General features: G+C 49.0%; 18 protein-coding genes. 9 read left to right on the top strand and 9 right to left on the bottom strand.

The window, feature by feature from the left end; all coding sequences use genetic code 11:
* Nucleotides 1–83: 83 nt before the first annotated feature.
* Both C558_RS0103270 and C558_RS0103265 read right to left on the bottom strand, forming a co-directional pair.
* On the bottom strand, nucleotides 84–830 hold the full coding sequence (locus tag C558_RS0103270) for an ABC transporter permease (protein ID WP_018754797.1): 747 nt from the start codon (nucleotides 828–830) through the stop codon (nucleotides 84–86).
* On the bottom strand, nucleotides 830–1,750 hold the full coding sequence (locus tag C558_RS0103265; RefSeq protein ID WP_018754796.1) for an ABC transporter ATP-binding protein: 921 nt from the start codon (nucleotides 1,748–1,750) through the stop codon (nucleotides 830–832). The genes C558_RS0103270 and C558_RS0103265 overlap by 1 nt, the downstream gene beginning before the upstream one ends.
* Nucleotides 1,751–1,983: 233 nt before the next feature.
* Between C558_RS0103265 and C558_RS0103260 the strand changes: the two genes are divergently transcribed.
* The 4 genes from C558_RS0103260 (at nucleotide 1,984) to C558_RS0103245 (ending at nucleotide 4,924) form a co-directional block, all read left to right on the top strand.
* Complete coding sequence (locus C558_RS0103260) at nucleotides 1,984–3,171, top strand: MFS transporter (protein ID WP_018754795.1); 1,188 nt, start codon at nucleotides 1,984–1,986, stop codon at nucleotides 3,169–3,171.
* 3 nt (nucleotides 3,172–3,174) lie between these two features.
* Nucleotides 3,175–3,516: a hypothetical protein gene (locus C558_RS0103255; RefSeq protein WP_018754794.1), complete on the top strand. Its 342-nt coding sequence runs from the start codon at nucleotides 3,175–3,177 to the stop codon at nucleotides 3,514–3,516.
* Nucleotides 3,517–3,606: 90 nt separating this feature from the next.
* A complete protein-coding gene (locus C558_RS0103250; RefSeq protein ID WP_018754793.1) occupies nucleotides 3,607–3,885 on the top strand; it encodes a hypothetical protein in 279 nt (92 codons plus the stop codon).
* Between the two features lie 133 nt (nucleotides 3,886–4,018).
* Nucleotides 4,019–4,924, top strand: a complete 906-nt coding sequence (locus C558_RS0103245; protein WP_018754792.1) for a diacylglycerol/lipid kinase family protein — start codon at nucleotides 4,019–4,021, stop codon at nucleotides 4,922–4,924.
* 296 nt (nucleotides 4,925–5,220) lie between these two features.
* On the opposite strand, the gene C558_RS0103240 is transcribed toward C558_RS0103245, so the two are convergent.
* Entirely contained in the window at nucleotides 5,221–6,522 is a 1,302-nt protein-coding gene (locus tag C558_RS0103240; protein WP_018754791.1) for a nucleobase:cation symporter-2 family protein, read from the bottom strand.
* Nucleotide 6,523: 1 nt separating this feature from the next.
* Complete coding sequence (locus tag C558_RS0103235; RefSeq protein WP_018754790.1) at nucleotides 6,524–7,108, bottom strand: xanthine phosphoribosyltransferase; 585 nt, start codon at nucleotides 7,106–7,108, stop codon at nucleotides 6,524–6,526.
* 186 nt (nucleotides 7,109–7,294) lie between these two features.
* On the opposite strand from C558_RS0103235, the gene mscL reads away from it, so the two are divergent.
* The gene (gene mscL / locus C558_RS0103230; protein ID WP_018754789.1) at nucleotides 7,295–7,786 is read left to right on the top strand and encodes a large conductance mechanosensitive channel protein MscL; all 492 of its coding nucleotides are present in this window, start codon (nucleotides 7,295–7,297) and stop codon (nucleotides 7,784–7,786) included.
* A 16-nt stretch (nucleotides 7,787–7,802) separates the two neighbouring features.
* Entirely contained in the window at nucleotides 7,803–8,504 is a 702-nt protein-coding gene (locus tag C558_RS0103225) for an NUDIX hydrolase (protein ID WP_018754788.1), read from the top strand.
* A gap of 57 nt (nucleotides 8,505–8,561) precedes the next feature.
* On the opposite strand, the gene C558_RS0103220 is transcribed toward C558_RS0103225, so the two are convergent.
* The 3 genes from C558_RS0103220 to C558_RS0103210 all read right to left on the bottom strand — a co-directional run bounded on the left by C558_RS0103220 (nucleotide 8,562) and on the right by C558_RS0103210 (nucleotide 10,627).
* Nucleotides 8,562–8,861, bottom strand: coding sequence for a hypothetical protein (locus C558_RS0103220; RefSeq protein WP_018754787.1), 300 nt, complete (start codon nucleotides 8,859–8,861; stop codon nucleotides 8,562–8,564).
* Nucleotides 8,830–9,441, bottom strand: a complete 612-nt coding sequence (locus C558_RS0103215; protein ID WP_018754786.1) for a DUF3990 domain-containing protein — start codon at nucleotides 9,439–9,441, stop codon at nucleotides 8,830–8,832. Before C558_RS0103215 ends, C558_RS0103220 begins: the two co-directional genes overlap by 32 nt.
* Before the next feature lie 361 nt (nucleotides 9,442–9,802).
* Nucleotides 9,803–10,627, bottom strand: coding sequence for a TrmB family transcriptional regulator (locus tag C558_RS0103210; RefSeq protein WP_018754785.1), 825 nt, complete (start codon nucleotides 10,625–10,627; stop codon nucleotides 9,803–9,805).
* A 189-nt stretch (nucleotides 10,628–10,816) separates the two neighbouring features.
* Here C558_RS0103210 and C558_RS0103205 point away from each other — a divergent pair, with 189 nt between their 5' ends.
* Complete coding sequence (locus tag C558_RS0103205; RefSeq protein ID WP_018754784.1) at nucleotides 10,817–11,890, top strand: SPFH domain-containing protein; 1,074 nt, start codon at nucleotides 10,817–10,819, stop codon at nucleotides 11,888–11,890.
* A gap of 10 nt (nucleotides 11,891–11,900) precedes the next feature.
* Nucleotides 11,901–13,007 carry a TFIIB-type zinc ribbon-containing protein gene (locus C558_RS0103200; RefSeq protein WP_018754783.1) on the top strand — a complete coding sequence of 369 codons (1,107 nt, stop codon included), beginning with the start codon at nucleotides 11,901–11,903 and terminating at the stop codon, nucleotides 13,005–13,007.
* A 57-nt stretch (nucleotides 13,008–13,064) separates the two neighbouring features.
* Here the strand turns inward: C558_RS0103200 and C558_RS0103195 are convergent, their stop codons facing one another.
* Nucleotides 13,065–13,409, bottom strand: a complete 345-nt coding sequence (locus tag C558_RS0103195; RefSeq protein ID WP_018754782.1) for a winged helix-turn-helix transcriptional regulator — start codon at nucleotides 13,407–13,409, stop codon at nucleotides 13,065–13,067.
* Between the two features lie 181 nt (nucleotides 13,410–13,590).
* On the opposite strand from C558_RS0103195, the gene C558_RS0103190 reads away from it, so the two are divergent.
* Nucleotides 13,591–14,610: an NADH:flavin oxidoreductase/NADH oxidase gene (locus C558_RS0103190; protein ID WP_018754781.1), complete on the top strand. Its 1,020-nt coding sequence runs from the start codon at nucleotides 13,591–13,593 to the stop codon at nucleotides 14,608–14,610.
* Nucleotides 14,611–14,676: 66 nt separating this feature from the next.
* Here C558_RS0103190 and C558_RS0103185 read toward each other — a convergent pair whose 3' ends face one another.
* Nucleotides 14,677–15,729 carry a YeiH family protein gene (locus C558_RS0103185; RefSeq protein WP_018754780.1) on the bottom strand — a complete coding sequence of 351 codons (1,053 nt, stop codon included), beginning with the start codon at nucleotides 15,727–15,729 and terminating at the stop codon, nucleotides 14,677–14,679.
* Between the last annotated feature and the right edge of the window lie 158 nt (nucleotides 15,730–15,887).

Below are 15,887 nucleotides of genomic sequence, written 5' to 3'. Positions count from 1 at the left end.
AATTCCATTTATTGAGGGAAGCGCAAAAAGAACCGCTGCCCTCGTCCCATAAGGACGGACAGCGATTCTAAATTTAATATTAATTAATTAATTTCTCTTGTTTTGAATCGAACGATGCTCAAAATTGCGAATAGTGCAATCGAGAGAATGAGTATTGTCAGAGCAAACCACATATTCACGCCTAATGAATCCACGGCTCCTTTGGCATAAGGCGCAAGACTTGTATACTTCAACACGACATATTTGGACCATTCCTTCGTACCTGCCATTAAGCCGAACATGCTGCTGAAGATATTGATGAAGAGTCCGATTCCGATGGATAATCCAAGGCTTGTCGTAAATACGCCGGCTGCAAAGGATACCGTGAGCAAGAAAATCGAGAAAGGTATGCCATACGATACGGAGACAATCTGATCAACAATGGAACCTTCGCCTACACCAAAAAGTACGGCACCAATCGCAAATCCTGCAACGATCATCACGACATAAGTCAATAAGAACATCCCGATCGCTGCAACATATTTGGACATGAGCACAGAAGCTCGACTCGCTGGACGGATCAATAGCTGCTTAATCGTACCATCCTTGAATTCATCCGTAACAATCTGCGCCCCGATGACAACCCCGAACAGCATAATGATCATCGGCATCATTTGGGACAGTAAGGACAAGAACATGTAAGCATCCATCTCTTCCGAAGCACCTTTAACGAAGAGCTTAATGACCAGCCCAATTCCGCCCATCAACGCGATGATGAACAGGTTGAAGTACAACCCTTGTCTCTTGCTGTTCATCTTCATCCATTCATTCTGAAATAACTTCATAAACATTAACGTTCTCCCCCTTTGGTCAACGACAAGAACATATCTTCGAGCGATTCTTTCTGCGTCGCCACCTGATAGATCCGTACATGATGCTGCGCAAGTTGTGCGATAACATCAGGAATCTGACCCTTCTCCAAATTAACGACAACAATATTCTGTTCGATATTAATAATGTCGTAAGGTTCAAGGAGCTGCTTCGCAAGCACGCGGTCATCCACTTCAATCGCAACCGGCTGCTTTTGATGTGTTAAATCAACGCCTTTAATCGTACGCTCATCAACATACTGACCATTCTGGATAATGACGACACGGTCACACATCAACTCGATCTCGGATAACAAGTGACTGGAGACCACGACGGCAATGTTCTCTTCGGAAGCTAGCTTACGCAAGTAATCGCGCAATTCATGTATCCCTGCTGGATCAAGTCCGTTCGTCGGTTCATCCAAGACGAGAATCGATGGCTCGTGCAGGAGTGCCTGCGCAATCCCTAGACGCTGCCGCATCCCAAGGGAATAAGTTTTCACTTTCTGATGAATCGCCTTCTCCAGATCGACGAGCTTCACTATTTCTTGAATCCGCTCTTTGCTTACCGGCGTTGCGCTCATCCGGGCAAAATGGATCAAATTTTTATACCCCGTCATATATTTGTACATCTCAGGATTCTCTACAATTGCGCCAACATAGGACACGGCCTTCGATCGTTCTTTACGTACACTATGACCCTCAATGTAGATTTCACCCTTCGTCATCGAGATGAGTCCGAGCATCATGCGGATCGTTGTTGTTTTACCGGAACCGTTCGGGCCTAGAAATCCGTATACTTCGCCGCGCTCAACGGAAAAGGATAAATCGTTAATGATTGTCTTTCCGCCAATTACTTTGCTTACATGTTCGAGCTGAACCACAATATTATCATTAGACATGTTCGTCGACCTCGCTTTAGTCAATTTACCTTGCATGAACCATGCATTTCACTTATTTCCAAGTATAAAGCTTCTATTCGATCTGAAACACTGATTTACCTTTCAGAAAAGGATGGTAACCTTACATTTCTGTAATGATTGATTATTTTTCATTTGAACGCCCATCGTGTATATTAAAATTATTGGATATCGCTGCCATGAGCTGCATCATTTAAAGGAGATTATACGTTGTTATGCTGAAAAAGAATACATTGTCCATGGGACTTGAAATGTGGCTGCTCGCCACCATTCTATTCCTTGTTGAGTTCGTTCGCGGTGCGGCACTCATCAGTTTCATTCCGATTTACGGTAAAAATATTCTCTTCATCCCTGTTGCAATGATCGGCGTCGCTGTGACTGCCCATTATTTGACGGATACGGTACTCAAATCTGTGATCGGTTATTTGCTCGATCGATTCTCGATCCGCTTCATTGTTCATACCGGCTTGCTAATCACATGTGCTGGGATGTTTCTATTCCAATATGCCCATACGGCATGGGTTTTCGTTCTAGCTTCAGCTCTTTATGGTATCGGCATCTCTCCCATCTGGATTGTCTGTCTTACCAAAGTGACGGAAGAGAACCGCGCCACGCAAATGGGTTTTCTCTATACGATCTGGCTTGTCGGCATGGGTCTTGGGCCTGTTGTCTGCAATCTTGTTATCGAACACCATCCCATCCTTACTTATTGGATTCTCGTCGCGCTCTCCATCTTGGCATGGATTCTATCCTTGTTCATGACGAATAAGAAAGTCAATCAAGTCAGGGCCATCCCGTTCCGTGAGCAGCTTATGATTCTTAAGGATCGACTTCGGGCTATGAAGCCGCTCTTGCCAGGGATGATTCTGCAGACGACCGGGGCGAGTATGATCGTGCCGATCCTGCCGAGCTTCGCAGAAGAATCGCTGCATCTCACGAATACGGAATATACGCTGCTCCTGCTCTTCGGTGGAGCTTGTACCGTTATCGGATTGATTCCAATGGGACGATTGTCCGATCGGTTCGGCAAGAAATGGTTCCTCGTGCTGGGGTTCTTGATCTTCGCCTTTGCCCTCTTCTCCATCTCTCAAGGTCCTAGCCTTGGCATGGCTTACGTATGGGCCATTGTACTCGGCATCTCTTACGCTGCCGTGCTTCCTGCATGGAATGCGCTGCTGGCACAATATGTACCACCGGCGCAGCAAGGACTCGGTTGGGGGATATTCTCGACGGTCGAAGGCATAGGCGTCATGATTGGTCCGGTGCTTGGTGGTTATCTCGCTTCCGTTATGAGTACACAGAAGGTCGTTCTCATTAGTTCCATTCTTTTCGGGCTCATTGCCCTGTTCTACGTATTCTTTCCATTTCGATTACTTGCACACCAACCTACAAGGAGGAAGTAACCGATGTCTGAGCAAGCGCCGCACTACAGCGATACAGTGAACTGGATCGGCACAACACTGTCCATCGCGGTTGTTGTTATCATCCTCATCATTTTTTTTATTATTATTAAAGCGACGACGGACGACTCAGACAAACATTCAGAAATAAAGAAGTATGTGGAAGCCCTATTCGGTGGCAGCCCACAAGCTTCGGACAAGCAGAAGGTAGAGGAAGAAGCTCGGTCACGCGAAGCTGAACGGGTGGCCAAGGAGCTCGGACCGTTCGAGGATACATGCCCCGCTTGCCATTCCTTGGTGACGGATCGGCATATCGATTGTCCTTCCTGCGGATTACGATTGTTATAAGGTACCTGATGCATAGCTCTGCGATTGGCTGGGGAAGTTAAGGGTAATGAGTTCAGTAAGATTACCTTTGATTGAAAGGGGCTAGATTGCATGGGCAAGGAGAAAGACATGAATCCCGTCACGCACGAACGGGTTGAAGTTGACGGCATCTATACGAATGAATTAGGACAAGAAGAGCATCTCCATCGCGGACAGACTTTCCCGGCTAATCTCGTTCTCGGAACAACCGAATGGGAACTCAAAGAGTATATGTTCGGTAACCACCACGAAGGTAAGACGGACCCGCGGCTGGTACCCAAAAAAGATGAAATCGAAAACCAAAAGAAACAAGTTCATCCAAGGCTCCATCAAGATCAATCGGATAAATAAATTCACGATTAGCAGCAGCGCCTCCCCTCTTCGGACGGGAGGCCTTCTAACGTTCATAAGAGTTTAGGATTGCGCGTACCCAGGTCTGTTCCTATAATGATCTCAAGACATGACAACTGGGGAGCGATTTTACTTGTATTTCTTCATCATCAATGAACAAGCCGGCAACGGTGCAGGCGGACGCGTATGGGGCCAGATCGAGCCTGTCCTACAGGCGCGAGGCGTCCCCTATCGCTACGCCATCACCTCTAGCGCGGCACAGGCGCAGCAGTGCGTGCGCGATGCGATTGAAGAGCATCCGCCCACGCTCGTGGCGGTGCTCGGCGGTGATGGCACGATCCATAGTATCGTGCCGCTGCTCTCCGCGAGCGGCATTCCGCTCGCGGTCATCCCTGCGGGATCGGGGAACGATACCGCGCGGGGGTTCGGCATCCCGCGTAAGCCTCTGGCTGCGCTGGATGTGGCTCTGTCGGGTCGTATGCGCAGCATCGACCTGATCGGCACGGCCGGCGGCGAGCGCACGCTGACGGCGCTCGCGGTCGGCTTCGACGCGGAGGTCGCGAACGCGGTGAACGCGAGCGGCTACAAAGCTTGGTGCAACCGCCTAGGCATCGGACGGCTTGCTTATATTATCGGCGTGCTGCAAACGTTGTTCCACTATCAACCTGCACGGCTTGAACTGCTATTGGACGACGGCACAGCACAGATATTCAATGAAGCCTGGCTGGTCGCGGTCACGAATACGACCTCCTACGGCGGCGGATTGCGGATCTGTCCGGAAGCTCGTACGGACGACGGCCTGTTAGATGTATGCGTCGTGTATCGCTGCACGAAATGGCAGCTGTTGCGACTATTCCCTACTATTCTCTTCGGTAGACATACGAAGCTCCCGTTCGTCACAATGCTCCGTGCCTCGAAGATTGAGATTCAATCCGAGCTGCAGCGCATCGGCTTCGGCGACGGTGAACAAGTCGCGGTAACGCCGCTTACCGCTGAGATCCAGCCAGGTGCGCTTCAATTGATGACGGCGCACGGTTAGCATGCTTCGTACGCACTCATATCTATTTAATTAATAATGCCACTGCCCTTCCTATCATGGATTTGATACATTGTAGGGATTACATTTCGACCGTAACTCCTACCTACGATGTATATTTGCAGTAACTTTTAGACTCTCAAGCGCTGATTCGTGCTTTTTGCGCCCGCTATCCTGCAATTATACAACTTAGCTCTGCAGTTGCATGAAAATATCGGCTCTACACTGCAGATATACAGGAAAGACTTAGAAAAGCATGAAAAACCCCTCTTTGCGTCTACCGCTTAGAGGGGTTGCGTTTATACTTCTTCCGTATCTGTCGGTTTGCTCCGACGCAGAACATTAAATAGAATGTTAAGAATGATCGCTGTAAAACTTCCTGCAACGATACCGTTTTCCGTTAGAATCTTCCATTCACCCGGCAACGCGTGGAACAGATTCGGCACAACCGTAACCCCAAGACCCATCCCAACCGAACAAGCAATAATCAGCAAATTCTCATGATTGTTCAGATCAACCGACGATCCGAGCATCCGAATCCCGGATGACACGACCATTCCGAACATCGCAATCATTGCGCCACCTAGAACGGAGGTCGGGACAATCGTCGTCATCGCGGCGATTTTCGGTACGAATCCGAGTAGGACGAGAATCCCCCCTGCCGTCACAATGACATCTCGTGTCTTCACGCGGCTCATCTGAATGAGACCTACATTCTGCGAATAAGTCGTATAAGGAAAAGCGTTAAATATACCGCCAAGCATGATCGCAAGACCTTCTGCGCGGTACCCTTTCGCCAAATCCTTCGATGTAATCTCACGGTCCATAATTTTGCCGAGTGCCATAAAGACCCCTGTCGACTCCGCAATACTTACGATCGCGACGATAATCATCGTCAGAATAGCAGACGGCTCGAATGTCGGTCTACCGAAATAAAACGGCTTGATCGGATGCAGCCAGCTTGCTTCGAGCACCGGATGAAGATTAACTTTGCCCATAAAGCCAGCAGCGATTGTACCCAGCACCAAACCAAGTAAGATCGAGATCGCACGCATAAATCCTCGGGTGAAGCGATTGATGAGGATAATGACGATGAGAACGCCAAATCCGAGTATTAAGTTCTGTGGACTTCCGAAATCTTCCGCCCCTTGTCCACCGCCCAAATCAGTCAATGCAACAGGAATCAAGGTAACTCCAATCGTGGTCACGACCGAACCGGTTACGACAGGCGGGAAAAATCGAATTAATTTGCCGAATAAGCCGGAGAGAAGCACGACGAACAAGCCTGATGCGATAATAGCGCCATAGATTGCGGAAATGCCATACACTTTTCCTATCGTAATCATGGGTGCTACCGCTTGGAAAGCACAGCCCAGAACGACAGGCAATCCGATACCGAAAAACCGGTTATTCCATAATTGCAGTAATGTCGCCACACCGCACATTAATAGATCAATACCGACCAGATATGTCAATTCTGTTTGACTCATCCCGAGATTTCCCGCTACAATAAGCGGTACAATAACGGCGCCAGCATACATGGCTAAGACATGTTGAAACCCAAGAGATAAGGTCTTGAGCGGATGGCGATTCAGTTGCATGTTACGCTTCATCCTCTTCTACGAACTGGACTTGTCCATCTTCCAGTCCAGCAATGCGAACGAGGGATTTCAAGCGATAACCCGCTTCGATAAGGTTCTTCCCACCGGGCTGGAAGGCCTTCTCGATCACAATACCGATTCCCGCAACGCTCGCTCCTGCTTGCTCGACGATACGCGCTAGACCGAATGCCGCTTCCCCATTGGCCAAGAAGTCGTCGATGATCAGTACGCGATCCGTTGCATGGATGAATTTTTTGGATACGGTCACTTCATTCGTCTCTTGCTTCGTAAAGGAATAGACCTTCTCTGTGAAGATATCTTCGCGAAGTGTTAGTGATTTCTGCTTGCGTGCAAAAATTAATGGAACGCCTAGCTCTAATGCCGTCATGATCGCAGGCGCAATCCCTGAGGATTCAATCGTCAAAACTCTGGTCACGCCCTGCTCTGCGAATAGTCGAGCAAATTCCTTGCCCATCTCCTGCATGAGCACAGGATCCATCTGATGATTCAAGAACGAATCTACTTTCAAAACTTGATTATTGAGTACGATGCCATCTGAGATGACTTTATCACGCAGCAATTTCACAATGGTTCCCTCCGTTATTTGTACACTATAAAGTAGAAGTATACCGCATAATTCGACATGGTGAAAGAGGATTCGTTCGGTTTTTGACGGTATTTTCTAGGATTACCTTGTTTTAAACAAATCAATTACACCCTATAATGTTAATATTGGAATTAGCTAGTATGGGTAAAGGAGAGATTGGATTCAATGAAAATCATGAAAGAATTTCGAGAGTTTGCCGTTCGTGGGAATGTGATTGATCTCGCAGTCGGGGTTATTATTGGGGGAGCATTCGGTAAAATTGTAACTTCGGTCGTCAATGATGTCGTTATGCCACCGATTGGACGATTGCTTGGTGCGGTTGACTTTAAAGATTTATATATTCCGCTTGAGGCGACCAAGATGATCAATGGACATGAGGTTAGCACACTCAAAGAAGCAAAAGATTCAGGCATGGCCGTCATTGCTTATGGTCAATTTATTAATGTACTTATAGAGTTCCTCATTATTGCTTTCTGCGTCTTCATGCTGGTCAAAGGGATCAACATGCTGAAGCGTGAACAGATAAAAGAAGAAGTGGCTGCAGAGCCAACAACGAAAGATTGTCCTTATTGCTATTCTTCGATTCCGGTACAAGCTACACGCTGCGGACATTGCACATCACAATTGACGAAGACGGAGCCTTCTGCGGGAGTATAAAGGAGATACGAACGGCATGGCGGCAATCACAAATGCGAAAGATGAAGAGCTATTCGATATCTATGACGAAGCCATGAATCATCTCGGCGTAGCGGCGCGGTCCGAAGTACATGCGAAGGGCTACTGGCATCAATCCTTCCATTGCTGGATCGTTAGCGGGGAGGGTGCCGATCGTCAAGTCTTATTCCAGCAGCGCAACGCGCTGAAGGACACGTTCCCGAACTACTACGATATTACGGCAGCAGGGCATCTCGCAGCCGGCGAGACCGTGCGTCAGGCAGCGCGAGAGCTCGAAGAAGAGCTTGGCCTCGCGGTCGCGTTCGAAGCTCTCACCCCGCTCGGGGAGGCGCAATACGAGAACACCGGCGAAGTACGCGGTGTTTCATTCATCGATCGCGAGTACTGCCACCTATTCGGCGTACGCTGCGATCAACCCCTCACATCCTACCGCCTCCAGGCGTCGGAAGTGGCTGGGCTCTACCAAGCATCGCTGCGCGAGATGCTTGAACTGCTCGCTGGCGTGCGCGAGTCGGTCGACGCGCGCGGCATCGCGTTCCCGCTGGGCGAGCGGCCAGGCCAGCTCGACCCTGCGGGGGCGGAGAGCGCCGACGGCGTGACGGCGCTCTCCGCCTGTAGCGTTCGCCTTGGGCGGCACGACTTCGTGCCCCATGGCGATGCCTACTACGAGCGCGTGCTGACGGCATTAGCCGCGCTCTAAAAAACAACGAAACCCCGCAAGTGCCCATGAATCTTAGGCCTTTGCGGGGTTTCTATATTATCTTACGCGAGCATACGGCTCGCTGCGTTCGAGATGCGGTATGCCTTTGTCCTTCGCGACTTCGCGGTCAATAGCCTGAATTCGCTCTAGCCATGCCTCTGGCGTAACTTGGAGTTGACGTGCCTGAACCAATCGTTCAGCATGGTCATAGCAGGGATCATAACCGCCCAGTTTACGAATGACACTTATATATTGAACCACCAGCTCACGTGCTGCTCTTGCCGTAAATCCAAAGCCTGTCATCAATGCATTGACAATTCCACGTTCATAAGTGTTCAGTCGCACTTGCGTTTTCATGATAGACCCACCTTCCTCCTATATATATATTATATCCAACAAGACGAAGAAATGACTCCCATTTTTCTGACGAAAATACGACTTGATTGCCCAAATATAGCGAATCTAGTCTTCTGCCTCGCATCGACCTCGTAATTTGGTCATAGAACCATTGAGCGTCTCTATTTAATTGTATCGCTTCCTGCATGATTTTACCAGTGTCACTATCCGCCATCGGTCCAATAATAATATCCGGGTGCTGTGTGCAAGGATCCTGTCCTTTCACATCGGCATTGCGGTGCGCCATGATGAACTCGGCCCATGCGATCGAATCACTCAAGAAGATACGGGGTTCGATGTCCACCGGCATCGCCAGCAGCTCGATCTCGAGTACGCAAGCTCGCACTTGGCTTAAAACGGAGCTTCGCGATATTTTATGCGCCCATCTTCTCGCTTGTGCTGCAGAGATCGTGGTATAGAAGCCCTCTCCGAAATCGCGTCCTGGACGCCAATACTGACTATTCAGCAATTTATTCTGAAAGGATGGCACGTATTGATCCGTCGTACCGTGATACAACCTTTGCGGGGTGATGATATTCATCCGGCAACCTCCTGATTGAACTAAACTCGTCATTTAGTTCCATATTCCATAGGAGGTGCCAATATTCCTTTATTTTCCTAATTATCGGCTTTTAATCACGAAGTGTTTCAAGTAGCGGATTCGACATCGAATCTTGCGTTCACCCTCGAAGCGTTTACGCTTACGAAGTATGTTTCCTTCGGAAACATTTCAGGTACTCATTTAGGTTTCTCCTAAACTCCGTTCCTCTGAGAGCTTTTCAGAGAAAAGCTGGCATCGTAAGCATTAGCTTCAGGTTCTCACAACCTGAGCATATGCTTACGGTGTACGTTTTCTTCGAAAACTTTCAGATGCTGAAAAGCCGACTTTTTGAACAAATAAGCTATTTCACATTCGCAAGACCGCTCTGAAAATATTTCCGGTAAATGCCTTCAAAGTTCGTACCGAACCGCTCACGCAGCTCAGGACTTAATTCATGCTCCACTTCGAAGAGCACCAGCTCTTGCGCGAAATGATTAAGCAGCAACTCGAGTAGCGCCGGATGTTCCGTCACAACCGCTTTCGTCGGGATCTCTTCCCCCCGCATGCCAAGCATGCTCCATTTGCGGTCAATGACAATCGAGAATTTACGCCCTGGGTGCAGATCCGCCTTCGATCCATCCCCCTCTAACGAGGAATGAAGCTGAAGCTGCATTCTCCGAAGCCTATGCTCCTCCGCGCTGCCTACTACAGACCAGAAGACTTTGACGCCGCGCTTCTCGGCTTGCTCTAATTCTTCACGGAACAGCGTTGCCTCCTCGGCCCAGACATCCACAATAATCTCTTGCTTCGCCCGTCCCAGCTCTTGCCGAACGCGTTCAATAACCTTCTTCTCACTATCTAGACTATAAAACTCCGTCACATCACTCGACTGCTTCGGCATCATCTGTTCAACATGACGAATGGAATTCTGCAATTGATCCCCGATCATACGTGTCAGTTCTTCCACACGAAGCAACGTATAATGCGTTGGCTCCCCCTTACTGCACAGCACAAACCCATGATCCACCAGCTTCTGCAAAGCGGCATATACATTCGAACGGGATACACCAAGACGCTTGGCTACCTCATAGCCTGACATCGAGCCTTGCTCTGCAAGGACGATAAGCATTTTGGATTCCATCTCCGTAAAACCTAATACTTTTAAATGTTGTACTAACTGCTCCATCACCTTATGTCCCCCAACTGTTCCATGTCCAAGAAATTATATCATATCGGACAAGGTTCGAGCGAAAGTGATAGATTTTGCAGGACGGCAGCGCTCAATTTGGTTATAATAGGTAGAAACGACTAGTCGCAAGAAACTTATATATTCATATTTATCAAAATACATGATTTATTCAATGGAGGTAGAAGCATGGGATTGTTCTCGTTTATTAAAGGCCAGTTCATTGAGGTCATCGAATGGATCGACCAGACCGATGAAGTCGTACATCAATTTCCGGTTTATGATCATGCGATCAAAATGGGAGCGAAGCTGATCGTTCGGGAATCCCAAGCAGCTATTTTCCTAAATGAAGGGCAGATTGCCGATGTGTTTGGTCCTGGAACCTACACACTCAGCACGCAGAATATGCCTTTACTCACCGCGCTGAAATCCTGGAAATACGGCTTCAACTCTCCGTTCAAAGCCGACGTCTATTTCGTAAATACCCGGAACTTCACCGATCAGAAGTGGGGAACTCAGAACCCGATTATTGTGCGTGATGCAGATTTAGGCGCCGTACGGTTACGTGGTTTCGGGAGCTATGCTTTTCGCGTACAGGATCCTGCACTCTTCTTAAAAGAAATTTTCGGCACGCAACCTTCCTTCAGCCCCGATCAGATTGGCGGATACCTTCGGTCCATGATCATCTCAGGCGTCAGCGATCTGTTAGCTGAATCACGCATCCCGATTATGGATCTTGCGCTGCATTACGACGAGCTTAGCGAGGCAACACGCTCGAAGCTTGAACCGACGATTAATAGGTTTGGGCTGTCCTTAACCGGCTTCTTCATCGAGAATATCTCCTTGCCAGAAGAGGTTGAACGCATGATCGACCGTAAATCTTCCATGAACGTCGCAGGGAACCTGGATCAATATATGAAATTCCAAGCGGCCGAATCGATCCGGGATGCGGCGAACAATCCGGGCAATGGATTGGCCGGTGCCGGGGCTGGGATGGGTGCAGGGATGGCGATGGGGCAAATGTTCCAACAAGCGATGAATGCTCCTTCCAGCGCACCGAATCCACCGCAAGCGAGTGAACCGGCGCAGCCCGCCGCTGCGAGCCAAGAGCCTTGCGGTGCCTGCGGCCATGGCATGAAGCCGACCGACAAGTTCTGCCCGGAATGCGGTACGCCTCGTCCCGAGAAGAAATTCTGCTCCGAATGCGGTCAGTCGCTTGCCTCCGGCGTGAAGTTCTGTTCCGATTGCGGAAATAAGGTATAGGAGGAACGACATGGCTGCATCAGAAGCACCGATTCGATTTCCATGCAAGAGCTGCGGGGCGCAGATGACGTTCGACACGGAGAGCCAGCAGATGAAATGCGGGTATTGCGGCACGCTGACCCCGATCACCCATGACGAGGAGGAAATCTACGAATACGAGCTCGATTTCCTCGATGATTCCGACGCTTCGCGCATGGACTGGGGCACCGAACAGCAAGTCGTCAAATGCGAGAATTGCAGCGCTCAGATGCTCATCCCTGCGGAACAGACCGCTGGACTCTGCGCATTTTGTGGGTCGCCGAAGGTGCTAACGCAGGGCGATCCAACGGGGATTCGGCCCGAATCGCTTATGCCTTTTCACATTTCCAAAGATGAAGCCAACATCGCTTTTCTCAAATGGAAAAAGAAGAAATGGTTCGTACCGAATGCCTTCAAGAAGCAAAATACGCGCTCGAACGTCTCTGGAATCTATATCCCTTTCTGGACATTCGATGCAGATACCGAGTCCTCTTATTCGGCAGAACGAGGCGTGTACCATTATCGGACAGAGACGCGTACCCGTGTCGTCGACGGGAAGACGGAGACATACACCGAGCAAGTTCGCTATACCGTATGGCATTGGACGAGCGGCGATTATGATCGTTCCTTCGATGATATTCTTATCCCGGCATCTCATCAGCATGATACGAACCTGCTCGATCGATTCCAGGATTTCGGTTTAAAAGAGCTCATTCCTTACCAGCCGGAATACTTGAGCGGGTTTATCGCGGAACGGTATACCGTCCCTCTGCGCGAAGGCTGGGATGAGGCGGCATCTCGCATGGATGACCAGCTGGAGCGCGAAATCCGGGATGAAATCGGCGGGGATGAGATTCGGAATCTGAGCATCTCGACGCGCACGTCCAACGAGACCTATAAACATATCTTACTGCCATTATGGAACGCGACTTATACGTATAAGAAAAAAACCTTTCGGTACATGGTGAACGGCGAGACCGGTAAAGTATCAGGCAAGGTGCCGCGCAGCGGCTGGAAGATTACGTTCTTCACGCTGTTCTGCATTCTAGTCGCCTTAATCCTGGTAGCCGTATTTGCTCAACAAGCACCACCAGCCTGATAAGACAAAGAACACCATGGGTTCGCCCATCGTGTTCTTTTTTTGGCTGCGTCTATATTAATCGATTAAACTCAAACCAAACCGCTTCATCTCAATAAACACACCTTCCAGCTGCCTCCCTTTCTCCGTCAATGTATATTCCACCCGTGGCGGTACTTCCGGATACACCGTACGCGTCAGCAGACCGTGATGCTCTAATTCTCTGAGTCTGAGCGCTAGCGTCTTCGGACTAATGCCATCCATCGATTTCAGAATGTCGCTGAACCGCATCGTCCCTTCGATCAATAAATCATGAAGAATTAAGAAGGTCCATTTCGTCCCGATCACATCAAGCGTTTTCTCAATGGCACATGTTTTACCGAACGGGGCTTTGGTTAAAATAAGGTGTTCTGATCCATCCAAGGGGTCGCCCTCCTCTACTTATTTTCGCGCTTTTACCTGAATATATCACAATACTTCCCTAAGGGAAACTATATGTAAAAAATATCACTACTTCCTTTTTTAAAGTAATTTATTTATAATTCAATTACAGCAGCTGCAAGTTAAAGAACCTCATTCCAATAGATACAAAGGAGAGAATACCATGCCACATTTAACCACATCATACAGCCTGAAAGGCCTTGAATTAAAAAATAGAATCGTCATGCCTCCGATGTGCCAATATTCCGTTGAAGCAATGGACGGTACACCGACAGACTGGCATTTCGTCCACTACGTATCTCGTGCCGTAGGCGGAACTGGATTAATCATTATGGAAATGACGGATGTTGAACCCGATGGACGAATTTCCAACTATGATCTTGGATTATGGTCGGATGATCAAATTCCAGCCTATCGCAGAATTATCGATGAGGTGCATAAATACGGAACGAAAATCGGTATCCAAATCGCCCATGCGGGACGCAAAGCGATGGATGCGCTCGTTCCTGTCAGTTCTTCAGCCATCCCGGTGACAGAGAAAGATAAAACCCCTCGTGCGCTCACGACCGATGAAGTAAAAGAGATGGTCAGCAAGTTCCAAGAGTCTGCGCGTCGTGCCGTCGAAGCTGGCGTGGATACCATTGAGATTCACGGAGCACACGGCTACCTCATCCACCAATTCCACTCCCCTGCGCTCAATCAGCGTACGGATGAATACGGGCAAGATTTCGCAAGATTTGGCGTCGAAATTATTCGAGCGATGAAAAGTGTCATGCCGGCTGACATGCCGCTCATTATGCGCGTCTCCGTGATCGAATACATGGACGGCGGTTATGACATCGACCATATGATCGAGATTTGCCGTCAATATCAAGAAGCTGGCGTGGATCTCTTCCACATCTCCACGGGTGGCGAAGCGCCTGCGGGCAGCAAGAAGCCAGGCAACTATCCTGGCTATCAAGTTCCAATGGCACGCACGATTAAGGAAGCATTGAATGTCCCTGTCATTGCTGTTGGGATCCTCGATGATCCGATGCTGGCAGAAGCCACTGTAGCGAACGAAGATGCCGATCTGGTCGCTGTAGGCCGCGGCATGCTGCGGGATCCTTACTGGGCACTGCATGCGATGCAGGCGGTATCGAAGGATGTCGTACCTCCGAAGCAATATGTAAGAGGTTATTAATCGTAACGATGCTAATTCATACGAAAAAGCGGAGTCCAGCAATACTGGATCTCCGCTTTATTAACGTTATAGTGATGCCATATGAAGCAAATGCATAAGCCCGTACACTAGTCCTGCGAGCAAAATTGAGCCGATAAGACCTGCGCAGAACGACTTCAGTCCGAAGCGTCGAAATGAACCAAAGTCTACACTTAACCCGAGCCCCGCCATCGCCATGGCGATGAGCATATAAGCAAGAACCACGATGAAATCCGCGACCGCCGTCGGAATGATCCCAAGCGAGTGGATGCCACTCACAGCTAGAAACCCTACGATGAACCACGGAATCGGGATCGAACGCCATTCGAATTTCCCTTGATCCCCACGCTGCTTTCGTTCTAATCGGCTCGCTACAATACCAATCACGATCGCTACAGGCACAAGCAGAGCAACGCGCGTCAATTTCTCAATGACGGCCAGATCGACTGCCGCTTTCCCTCCCGGTGCTGCCGCTGCAATCACGTGAGCAATCTCATGCAGCGTTGCCCCCGAGAACACGCCGTATCCTAAATCAGATAGTCCAAGAACCGGGTACAATAATGTATAAGCTAGCGTAAAGATTGTCCCAAGAATCGCCACGACTGCTGCTGCAATCGCTGTCTCTTCTTCTTTCGCCTTCAACTGAGGAGCGATCGCAACCACCGCTGCAGCCCCGCAGATTGCCGAACCACATGCCGTTAGAATACTCAGCCTCTGTTCCACTTTGAAAAGTCGTGCGAGCCCATAGACAACCGGGATGGTAAATAGAATCACCACAACAGCTAGCAAAAGAACTTTCGGCCCCGCATGGACAAGGTCCACAAGATTCAATCGCATCCCTAGCAAAATAATCCCAAAGCGAAGCAGTTTTTTACTCGAGAAGTTCGTTCCAACGGCAATGCGTTCCGGCACGACGATCATTGATCGCAAGACCATCCCGATCAGCAGTGCAATAACGAGCTGGCCCATAATATTTAGGAACGGGAGCGCCGATAACCATTTTGCCACGATAGCAATTACAAATGTTAATCCTATCCCAACCATAAATCCGAACGGTATTTTTCTTTTTTGCTGAACAGCAAGAATTTGTGCTTGTTCCATGCTGTGTACCCCCTGTCTATATATCGCTTATTTCACGTGCTGATCGTTCATCTACAGTTCAACTATAAGCTTCGGGTTACGTAATGTGAAATACCGATCTGCTATATGTATCATTAGTAAAACTTATGATAGAGGCAGAGAACAAGTTCATCGATCCT

The organism is Paenibacillus terrigena DSM 21567 (assembly GCF_000374845.1).
GTDB lineage: Bacteria > Bacillota > Bacilli > Paenibacillales > Paenibacillaceae > Paenibacillus_K > Paenibacillus_K terrigena.
This window is presented reverse-complemented; position numbering and strand designations above follow the sequence as displayed.